Origin of the sequence: Brevibacterium iodinum ATCC 49514, from assembly GCF_900169265.1 — a bacterium.
GTDB classification, from domain to species: domain Bacteria; phylum Actinomycetota; class Actinomycetes; order Actinomycetales; family Brevibacteriaceae; genus Brevibacterium; species Brevibacterium iodinum.
Genome location: NZ_FXYX01000007.1, coordinates 116,875 through 125,805, shown reverse-complemented (window position 1 = coordinate 125,805; position 8,931 = coordinate 116,875). Strand labels below are relative to the sequence as shown.

The following is an 8,931-nucleotide window of genomic DNA, read 5'->3' as shown; positions in this document are numbered from 1 at the left end:
CTGCTGCGAGCACAATCGCCACACACGACGCTCTGACGTCTGCAGACCCGCGGCGTGGAGTTCATCGGCGATGAACCGGTGCCCGAACTCAGGATCGTCCGTATGAACGTCGTAGGCGGCATTGATCAGATGTGCCTCGTCCCAGTCCCGAGCTGAGACCGGATGAGCGCACCACTTGTAGAACCCCTGCTTGGTAAAGCCGAGCACCCGACAGGTCACTGCCACCGGCACCCCGGTGGCAGCAAGGTCAAGGACCAGCGGGTACATCATTTTGGGTGATGGCCACCGAGCTTCAAGTTCGCTTGCGAGAGGTACGCTGCGGCCTCGCGGAGGATCTTGTTCTCACGCTCGAGCTCGCGAATGCGTTTCAGCGCTGCCGCCTGGGCGCGTGACTCCTCGACACCACGGGAGGGCTCGAGTCCGTGCTCGCGTAGCCGCGAGTCACGCACCCAGGCCTGGAGAGCTGACTTCGAGATACCGAGGTCGGCACACACCTGCTTCTGGGTCATTCCATCGTCCAAGAGCTCGAGCGCTGATTGCTTGAACTCATCGGTGTAGATCTTTGGCATGACTTCTATCCTTCCTGGAATTTATCCAGTCGTGAAGTCAACCAAACCTTCAGCAGTCCCGTCTTGCCTTTGGCCGGCGGCGGTGTCGCGAACGCGTCTTCGCCCTTGTCCCGGTATTTCTTCGCCCAATCAACCACGGTGCGCGAGGAGGCCAGGCCAAGCTCCTTGGCTAAAACGACTTTGTGTTCGCCATCGAGATACCGTTTCGCAGTCGCGATCTTCGTCTCTGCCGGTATCCGGCGGCGCTGGTGCGGTTCCATGACCGATATTGTTCCACGCACCAGCCACCGGTCGTGGAGGGGCTTGAGTGAGGGTTTGTGGACGTTGAGGATCGTGGCTGTCGAGGCATAGCCGTGCCCTTGGTCGAAGAGTTCGATCGCGGCTTTGGCTTGTTCGTCTGTGATCAGACAGTCCTTACGCATGGAATGGTCCCTTCAAGTTGGCTTGTGTTGATCACAGTCCAACTTTTGGGGACCACTCCACTCCAGGTATCTAGGCCCCCGTCAGGTAGCAATTAGGGGGATTCGAGGGTGAGTAAGGTGCGTTTCTTCTCCTCTCCCCATGCGTATCCGGTCATAGATCCGTCCGCGCCGATGACTCGGTGGCAGGGAACGATGATGCTGATGGGGTTCTTTCCGTTGGCAGCGCCCACGGCACGTGCCGCACCCGGCCGTCCCAGCATTTCGGCCAGTTCTCCGTAGCCGGCGGTGCTGCCGTACGGGATCTGGGTCAGTGCCTGCCACACGGAGCGCTGGAATTCGGTTCCCTTCGCTGCCAACGGCAGGTCGAACTGGGTGCGCTTGCCTGCGAAGTACTCCCCCAGCTGCGCCTCGGTGCGGTGGAAGATCTCCAGATCGTGTTCCGGAGTCGCTTCGACGCCGAACGCTCTGTCGAGCCGGGCATCGATCGCTTCGGAGACCTCCAGGTAGAGCCCCGTGAGGTGGGCGCCGTCCGAGGTGAGCAGGATCGGCCCCGGTTCCGTGTCGAGGATCGTCGTGTACACCGGCGCCGAGGCGTCCGGCAGCTCGATCGTGGCGTTGAGTTCCGGTGTGGCGTCGGATGGGGTCTTTGTCTGAGTCGACGTGGTCATGTCTGTGTGTCCTTCGTATAGGTGAGTCAACGGTCGTCTGTTGCGTTCGGTGTCGCGGTCAGGTTTCTGCGCTGCGAGCGTGATGAGCCCACAGGAGGTGTGTGAGATACGAGCGCCAGGGGCTGCAGTTCATCGCGATCTCCTTCCAACCACAGGCGACTCCTGAGGCGTCATCGAGATCGGCGAGAGCCTTCTTCACGCCGAGGTCGGTGTCCATGAAGACATCGGGATCGCCGAGCGCACGTATGCGGATATAGCCGTTGCTCCACGGCCCGATTCCTGGCAGTGCCAGGAGATTCCGGCTCGCGTCCTCGCGGTCGCTGCCGGCGCCGAGTTCCACACTGCCGTCGGCCAAAGCGACCGACAGGGCGTGGATGGTCCGGATCCGGCTGGCCGGCAGAGCCCAGTCGGATGCGGGGAGTCCAGCGATCGTCTCGGCCGTGGGAAAGACCCGATCGACCCCGACGAGGCTGAGCTCCTTCGGCAGCGATTCTCCGGCTCCTGCGACGAGGCGTTCCAAATGAGTTCGGGCTGCGGCCAGAGAGATCTGCTGCCCGAGCACGGTCCGTAACGCGAGTTCGACGGGGTCGCTGTGGCCCGGCGAACGGATTCCCGGATACTCGTCGACCAGACGCTCCAGGCCCGCGGATCTCAAGGTCTCGGCGATCGCCTCGGGGTCGGCATCGAGATCGAGGAGGCGCCGGACCCGAGCGACCGCGCTTCCGAGGTCACGAGTATCGGCCAGCCGGAGACGACAGTCGACGAAGTCCCCCTCCCCTTGCCGCACCGTGATCACTGCGGGACCGTGAGCCAACCGCATCGATCGGGTATATGCGCCGTCCGAGATGTGCTCGATCCCCTCCACGGCTCTCACAGCGTGGTACTCGAGCAGATGGGCGAAGTCGAACGGCGGCCGGTAGGCCAGTCTGAGGACGAGTTCCTCGGTCACCGATTGCTCGGCACCCGCTCTTCGCAGCTGCCGTGGGCTGATCGAGTACATCGCGCGGAAGGTGTCGTTGAACTGGCGGATGCTGGAGAAGCCGGCGGCGAAGGCGATGTCGCTCATCGGCATCGAGGTGGCTTCGATGAGCGTCCGTGCGGTCCGGACCCGTTCCGTGCGCGCCAACGCCAGGGGTCCGGCGCCGAGTTCGGCATGGATGAGGCGCCCAAGCTGACGAGTGCTGTAGCCGAGTTCCGCGGCGAGGGTGTCGACTCCCCCGCGATCGACGACACCGTCGCGGATGAGGCGCATGGCTCGCGCTACGATGTCTCCGCGGGTGTCCCATTGCGGGGAATTCGGACTGGCGTCGGGACGGCACCGGCGGCAGGCCCGGAATCCGGCGTCTGCCGCGGCCGCGGCCGTGACGAAGAAGTCCACATTCTCCCGCCGCGGCGTCCGCGCCGGACAGGACGGCCGGCAGAAGATCCCGGTCGTGCGCACCGCGGTGAAGAACATCCCGTCGAAGCGTCGGTCCCGGGAGGTGACTGCCTGATAGCACTGGTCGGACGTGAACATAGTTCTATTGTCCGCGCAGAGAAGACCGATTACTAGCGGTTTTCGGTCACGGCAATATCGGGCACCAGACGAGGCAGCACGCGGACGAGGACGATGACCACGAGCAGTTCGATGAGGGTCTGTGTCACGACGCCTGCCGGACCGATCTCCTCACCGGTGATCGCACGCACGATCGGAAGCATGACCAGGGAATTGCGGGTGACGCCGGACAGAATCACGGCACGAGATCGCTGGGGACCGAGGCGGGAAACTCGGGTGACGATCCAACCGATGATGATCATGACGACGGCGAAGAGCGCGAAGACGATGGCCGCGGTCCCCAAGTGTCCGGCAGATCCGGCGATCAGCGGGGTGACGGAGGCGGTGATGACGAGCAGGGTCAGCGCCATGACCGGGTCCATCAGACGTGTGGTCACGGCGAGAGGCCGTCCCAGTCGTGGAGCACGGCGGGCAAGAAGACGAACGATGACTGCGGCGGTGAGCGGAATGATGATGAACAGCACCAGCGCGCCGACCAGCGGGCGAACGGGCAGATCGATGCTGAGCCGACCTCCGGAGACCGCCCACAGCATCACCGGCAGCAACACCAGTTGGGCGATCATGAGCACGGGAGTGAGCATCAGAAGCCGATCTGCGGCACCCCCGGCAGCGCGCGTGAACGCGATGACATAGTCGATGCACGGGCACAGCAGCACAATGAGCACGGCAGGCAGCAGCGGATCGGCGATGTCGAAGACGGCGATGAGACCGGCGACGACCAGTGGGACGATGAGGAAGTTCACAGCTGCCGTCACGGCGAGAAGAGGCAGGTCGCGCACCGCGCGCAGCCCCGAATCGAAGGGGATGTCGAGGAACGTGAGAAAGAGCAGGCCGATGAGGCACGGGGTCAGTGCTACTTCGGCCAGTGCGGCGAAACCGGAGACACCGACACCGAGGATAACCCCGAGTACAGCGCCGCCGAACCACCAGAGCGTCTGCACCGAGGAGCTGCGGATGGCGTCCGCACTCTTCTGCACACGGGGTGTGTCACGTCCGGACTGCGGACGAGGAGGAGCAGGCACGACGAATCGCCCTATCAGTCAGCTTCGGGCCAGTAGTGGGAATCCGGCAGCGCCCGTCTGCCGAAGATGGCCTGACCGACGCGCACGCAGTCTGCTCCCTCTTCGATGGCGACCTCGAAGTCACCGGACATGCCCATCGACAGCCGGCCCGGGCCGAGGAGATCCGGATCGGCCTCGCGGACCTGGTCGCGCAGACCGCGCAGCAGCTCGAAGCAGGGACGGACGCGGTCGATGTCCGAGGAGAAGATGGCCAAGGTCATCAGGCCCTGGACCTTGAGGGAGTCGAACGATCGCAGTTCTCCGAGGAAGCCGAGAAGCTCTTCCGGCGGCATGCCGAATTTGGAGTCTTCGGAGGAGGTGTTGACCTGGACGTAAACGTCGAGGCTGCGGCCTTCCGCCTGGAGCCGGCGATCGAGTGCTCGGGCAACCTTGAGCCGGTCGAGAGCTTGGAATTCGCCGGCGAACTTCGCCACGTCCTTGGCTTTGTTGGACTGGAGGTGCCCGATCACGGCCCAATTGATGTCGAGATCGGCCATCTCCTCGGATTTGCGGTGGGCTTCCTGCACTTTGTTCTCGCCCAATTTCGCACAGCCGGCGGCCACGGCCAGGCGGATGCGCTCCTGGGGAACGGTTTTGCTCACGGGCAGCAGTTCGACCTCGGTCCGTTCCCGGCCGGCGCGTTCGGCGGCAGCGGCGATCCGGCGCTCCACCTCGGCGATATTGGCTCGGAACTCCTCAACGGTCGTCGCCGTCGAATACTGTTCATCATGACTGAGTCCGCTGTCGTCTCCCATATTTTCATCGTACTCAGGTTCTCCGCCCCTGCACGTGGTGTTCACGCCACGATGCGGGCCCGACTGGTCGGTCCCCGTCCAGCCATCGACTTCGCCTCCTCCCAGGCGGCGGCCAACCTGGGCCCGACCTGTTCCAGTTCGGTCTTCGTCACCGTATAGGGCAGGCGCACCCAACGATCGAGTCCACCGGCCGGAGCGAAGTTCGGCCCGGCGACGAGGCGGAGTCCGTGGTTCCTGGCAGCGATCGAGAGCACCCCGGACCGCGCCTCCGGCAGTTCGGCCCACAGCGCCATACCACCGGAGGGGACGATGAGCTTCCACTCGGGCACCCATGACCTCACCTGCGCGGCGAGCATGTCACGGGCGGCTCTGAGCCGAGTGCGGCACTCGGCGACGACCGCCTCGTGGTCGGCCATGAGTTCGACCGTGACGAGCTGTTCGAGAACCGGCGCTCCCAGATCGAGCCCGAGTCGGGAGGACGCGAAGTGGTCCACCCTGTGGCGGGGAATGCGCATCCATCCGATGCGCAGCCCTCCCCAATAGATCTTGCTCACGCTGCCCACCGTCACCGAGTCGGAGATCAGGGCGGACATCGGAGTGGGCGTCGGCCCCTCCTCCAGCCCCAGTTCGACGAGGGATTCGTCGAAGACGGGCACGACTCGATGCCGCCTCAGAGCCTCCGCGAGATCGCTGCGTTGAGCTTCGCGCAGCAGGGCGCCGGTCGGATTGTGGAAGTCGGGGATGAGATAGGCGCTGCGCGGACGCATCTGCCCCATGAGCTGGTCCATGGCGTCGATGTCCCAATGGTGCCCCTGGGGCCCGAACTCGACAGGGTAGGTCACGAGACTCGCACCCGCGCCTTCGAGTGTGGCGATCGCATTCGGGTAAGTGGGGCTTTCGACGAGCACTCGCGACGTCGACCGAGTCCCGCCGAGGCGCGCGGCCCCGTCGAGGAGGGCGCGGACGGCGATGGCCGCCCCGCCGAGGGCCCCGGAGGTGATGAGGATCTGGTCGGGGTCGGTCGGTGCGCCCCGCCTGGTGTAGCGGTCGGCGATGATCTCGCGCAGCACCGGAAGCCCGGACGGATAGTAACCGGTGCCCGGGAGGTAGGCACCCAGACGTGACAGTGCCCGGTCGTAGGCGCCGAGGATGTCCGGCGCCGCGACCGGTGCCGTGCAGGTGAGGTCGATCTCCGCCTCGTCGGCGCCGGCAGGTGAGAGCAGGTGGTCGATGCGGCCGCCGGGGACGCTGGGAAGCTGGACGACGCTGCCGGAACCGCGGCGGGTGAGGATGAACTCCTGTTCCCGCAGCTGGGCGTAGGCGCGACCAGTCGTCGTCCGCGACAGACCGATCGCGGCTGCGAGTTCGCGTTCGCTCGGCAGCCGTACTCCCACCGGAAGCCGGCCGTCGGTGATGGCAGCGGTCACCGCGGCGGCCAGCGATTCGAAAGCCGGCGCCTTCCACGGACCGTCTCCGATGATGCCGACGAGTCGTTTCGCTCCCAGGACCGGTGTGCTCATGATTCTGACCTCATAGGGCCACTTTCCAGCAAGTGGCTATTTCGCACAATACCAATTTGGGTCAAGATGGATCTGTCCCTGTGATCGCACTCCTCAGAAAGCCCCCGGATGACGAAGATGAGAGCACCGAAACGTCAGCTGGCCAACGTCGGTCCCATCGCACAGCTGCGCGGCGGACGGCTGTGGCGGCGCCTCCCCCAGCTGATTCTCGGCCTCTACCTCTTCGGTGCCTCGATGGCGATGATGGTCAATGCCGGTTTGGGCATGATGCCGTGGGACGTCCTCCACTCCGGCATCCAGAACCAAGTGCCGCTGACCTTCGGGACCATCGTCACCATTCTGGCGTTCCTCGTACTGCTCATCTGGATCCCCCTGCGCCAGCAGCCGGGCATCGGCACGATCCTCAACGCGCTCCTCGTCGGCCCCGCGCTCGACCTCACCCGCCTGTTCCTGCCCCGACCGGAGGAACTCGGATGGAACATCGCGCTCATGGTCACAGGCGTCGTCCTCAATGGGGCCGCCTCGGCGATGTACATCGGAACCCAATTCGGGCCGGGCCCGCGCGATGGACTGATGACAGGCCTCTCCCGCGTGACCGGTCGATCGATCCGGCTGGTGCGCACCCTCATCGAAGTCAGCGTCGTCGCCATCGGCTGGCTGCTCGGCGGAGTCGTCGGCGTCGGCACGGTCCTCTATGCGCTGGGGATCGGTCCGATCACCCAAGCGCTCCTTCCGGCCTTCATCGTCGAACTCCGCCCCCGATCGAAGCCGACGACCACCACCGAGCATGCCCCCGAAGACTGAGCGACCGTCACCCCTGCGCGGCCGTCAGGTCAGAGAAACCCAACGTCGACCGCGACACTCACTCCATCGAATCGAGGATGTCGGTGAGGTCGTCGAACGTGGTCAGCGGATTGACGATCGCGAACCTGGCATTCGGCCGCCCCTGATGCGAGCTCGGCACCACGAAGGCCCGCTGGTCCTCGAGCAGACGATCCGACCATGCGTCATAATCCGAACGCCGCCACCCGTCGCGTTCGAACACGACGACCGAGAGCTCGGGTTCGCGCACGAGCCGGAGATGCTCGCGGTGTTTGATCTCCGTGGCGATCTCACGGGCCAGATCGATCGAATGGCCGATCGCCTCCCGGTAGGTTTCGGCACCATAGCTGGCCAGCGAATACCACAGCGGCAGACCGCGCGGCCGACGCGTCAGCTGGATGGCGAAGTCCGACGGACTCCAGTCCTGAGCATCGGTGAGCGTGTCGAGGTACTCGGCCTTCTGCGTGTGCGCTCGCCGTCCCGAATTCGGGTCGCGGTAAATGAGCGCACAGGCGTCGAAGGGGGCGAAGAGCCATTTGTGGGGGTCGACGATGAGCGAATCGGCCATCTCCACTCCGGCGAACTTGTGACGTGCCTGAGGTGAGAGCATCGCGGCCAGACCGTAGGCGCCGTCGATGTGGAGCCAGAAGTCGAACTCGTGCTTGAGTGCGGCGATGCCGGCGATGTCGTCGATGGTGCCGAAGTTCGTCGTCCCCGAGGTGGCCACCACCGCAATCACGGCATCCCCGTGTTCGACCAGAGCCTCGCGCACCCCCTCCGGGCGCAGGATCCCGTCGTCGCCGGTGGCCACCGGTGCGATATCGACATCCATGACCTCGGCCGCAGAGGCGACCGAGGAGTGCGCCTCGGCGCTGCACACAATCACCCAACGTCCCGGCCGAGTCTCACCGAGCTTCTCCTTCTGTGCGTTGCGGGCGGCGACGAGGGCAGACAGGTTGCCGATCGTCCCGCCCTGGACGAACACCCCTCCGGCGCCTGCAGGCAGCCCGAACTCTCCGGCCAGCCAGCGCAGGACCTCGTTCTCGGCGTGAACGACTCCGGCACCTTCGAGCCACGAACCACCGTAGAGGGCACTGGCGGACACGACGAGGTCGAAGGCCACCGCCGCCTTCGTGGGGGCGCTGGGGATGAACGACAGATACTTCGGATGGTCGGTGGAGATGCAGGCGGGGGCGAAGATGTGCTCGAAGATCGCCAGCGCTCGAGCCGACCCCAGCCCCTCCTCGGTGACGGTGGGCCCGGCCAGTCGACGCAGCTCGGTCTCTGAAGTCGGATGGTCGAGCGGGGTGTCCTCGGCCAGAGTCCGACGGCGCGAGTACTCGAGCACGAGATTCACGAGGTTTCGGGTCTCATCGGAGACGACGTGCATGCGGGAATGAAGACTGTCGGTCATGGGTGCTCCTCGGGGCGGTCGATGGGGGTGGGGATCGCCCACCGATAACGAGACTATCCGCAGAGAACCGGTTTGTGATGGGTCGGACGGTGCGGATCAACACGAATTCCTCGCCCGGACCGCAAATCGCAAGTTCTGACTATTA

The 8,931-nt window shown here is 65.0% G+C and carries 9 protein-coding genes and 1 pseudogene; 1 reads left to right on the top strand and 9 read right to left on the bottom strand.

What is annotated here, in order from left to right:
- The 8 genes and pseudogenes from BI49514_RS16670 to yczR all read right to left on the bottom strand — a co-directional run.
- Window positions 1-267 (bottom strand): annotated as a pseudogene (locus tag BI49514_RS16670) (IS3 family transposase); the annotation flags it as partial.
- On the bottom strand, window positions 267-569 hold the full coding sequence (locus tag BI49514_RS07510) for a transposase (protein WP_101545662.1): 303 nt from the start codon (window positions 567-569) through the stop codon (window positions 267-269). The pseudogene BI49514_RS16670 and the gene BI49514_RS07510, both read right to left, overlap by 1 nt.
- Before the next feature lie 5 nt (window positions 570-574).
- On the bottom strand, window positions 575-991 hold the full coding sequence (locus BI49514_RS07505; protein ID WP_101545660.1) for a helix-turn-helix domain-containing protein: 417 nt from the start codon (window positions 989-991) through the stop codon (window positions 575-577).
- Window positions 992-1,083: 92 nt separating this feature from the next.
- Window positions 1,084-1,659, bottom strand: coding sequence for a methylated-DNA--[protein]-cysteine S-methyltransferase (locus tag BI49514_RS07500; RefSeq protein ID WP_101545659.1), 576 nt, complete (start codon window positions 1,657-1,659; stop codon window positions 1,084-1,086).
- Window positions 1,660-1,717: 58 nt separating this feature from the next.
- Window positions 1,718-3,175 carry an AlkA N-terminal domain-containing protein gene (locus tag BI49514_RS07495; RefSeq protein ID WP_101545656.1) on the bottom strand — a complete coding sequence of 486 codons (1,458 nt, stop codon included), beginning with the start codon at window positions 3,173-3,175 and terminating at the stop codon, window positions 1,718-1,720.
- Between the two features lie 32 nt (window positions 3,176-3,207).
- Window positions 3,208-4,191 carry an arsenic resistance protein gene (locus tag BI49514_RS07490; RefSeq protein WP_167443942.1) on the bottom strand — a complete coding sequence of 328 codons (984 nt, stop codon included), beginning with the start codon at window positions 4,189-4,191 and terminating at the stop codon, window positions 3,208-3,210.
- Window positions 4,192-4,250: 59 nt separating this feature from the next.
- Window positions 4,251-5,030, bottom strand: coding sequence for a YggS family pyridoxal phosphate-dependent enzyme (locus tag BI49514_RS07485; RefSeq protein WP_101545652.1), 780 nt, complete (start codon window positions 5,028-5,030; stop codon window positions 4,251-4,253).
- A 41-nt stretch (window positions 5,031-5,071) separates the two neighbouring features.
- Window positions 5,072-6,550: a MocR-like transcription factor YczR gene (gene yczR / locus BI49514_RS07480; protein WP_101545649.1), complete on the bottom strand. Its 1,479-nt coding sequence runs from the start codon at window positions 6,548-6,550 to the stop codon at window positions 5,072-5,074.
- A 117-nt stretch (window positions 6,551-6,667) separates the two neighbouring features.
- Here yczR and yczE point away from each other — a divergent pair, with 117 nt between their 5' ends.
- Window positions 6,668-7,354, top strand: a complete 687-nt coding sequence (gene yczE / locus BI49514_RS07475; RefSeq protein ID WP_244195087.1) for a membrane protein YczE — start codon at window positions 6,668-6,670, stop codon at window positions 7,352-7,354.
- Window positions 7,355-7,412: 58 nt separating this feature from the next.
- Here yczE and BI49514_RS07470 read toward each other — a convergent pair whose 3' ends face one another.
- Entirely contained in the window at window positions 7,413-8,786 is a 1,374-nt protein-coding gene (locus BI49514_RS07470) for a pyridoxal phosphate-dependent decarboxylase family protein (RefSeq protein WP_101545645.1), read from the bottom strand.
- Window positions 8,787-8,931: the final 145 nt, after the last annotated feature.

Bases quoted from the DNA above. Each gene is read 5' to 3' on its own strand.
- BI49514_RS07510 (WP_101545662.1), bottom strand. From the start codon at position 569: ATGCCAAAGATCTACACCGATGAGTTCAAGCAATCAGCGCTCGAGCTC.
- BI49514_RS07505 (WP_101545660.1), bottom strand. From the start codon at position 991: ATGCGTAAGGACTGTCTGATCACAGACGAACAAGCCAAAGCCGCGATC.
- BI49514_RS07500 (WP_101545659.1), bottom strand. From the start codon at position 1,659: ATGACCACGTCGACTCAGACAAAGACCCCATCCGACGCCACACCGGAA.
- BI49514_RS07495 (WP_101545656.1), bottom strand. From the start codon at position 3,175: ATGTTCACGTCCGACCAGTGCTATCAGGCAGTCACCTCCCGGGACCGA.
- BI49514_RS07485 (WP_101545652.1), bottom strand. From the start codon at position 5,030: ATGGGAGACGACAGCGGACTCAGTCATGATGAACAGTATTCGACGGCG.
- yczR (WP_101545649.1), bottom strand. From the start codon at position 6,550: ATGAGCACACCGGTCCTGGGAGCGAAACGACTCGTCGGCATCATCGGA.
- yczE (WP_244195087.1), top strand. From the start codon at position 6,668: ATGAGAGCACCGAAACGTCAGCTGGCCAACGTCGGTCCCATCGCACAG.
- BI49514_RS07470 (WP_101545645.1), bottom strand. From the start codon at position 8,786: ATGACCGACAGTCTTCATTCCCGCATGCACGTCGTCTCCGATGAGACC.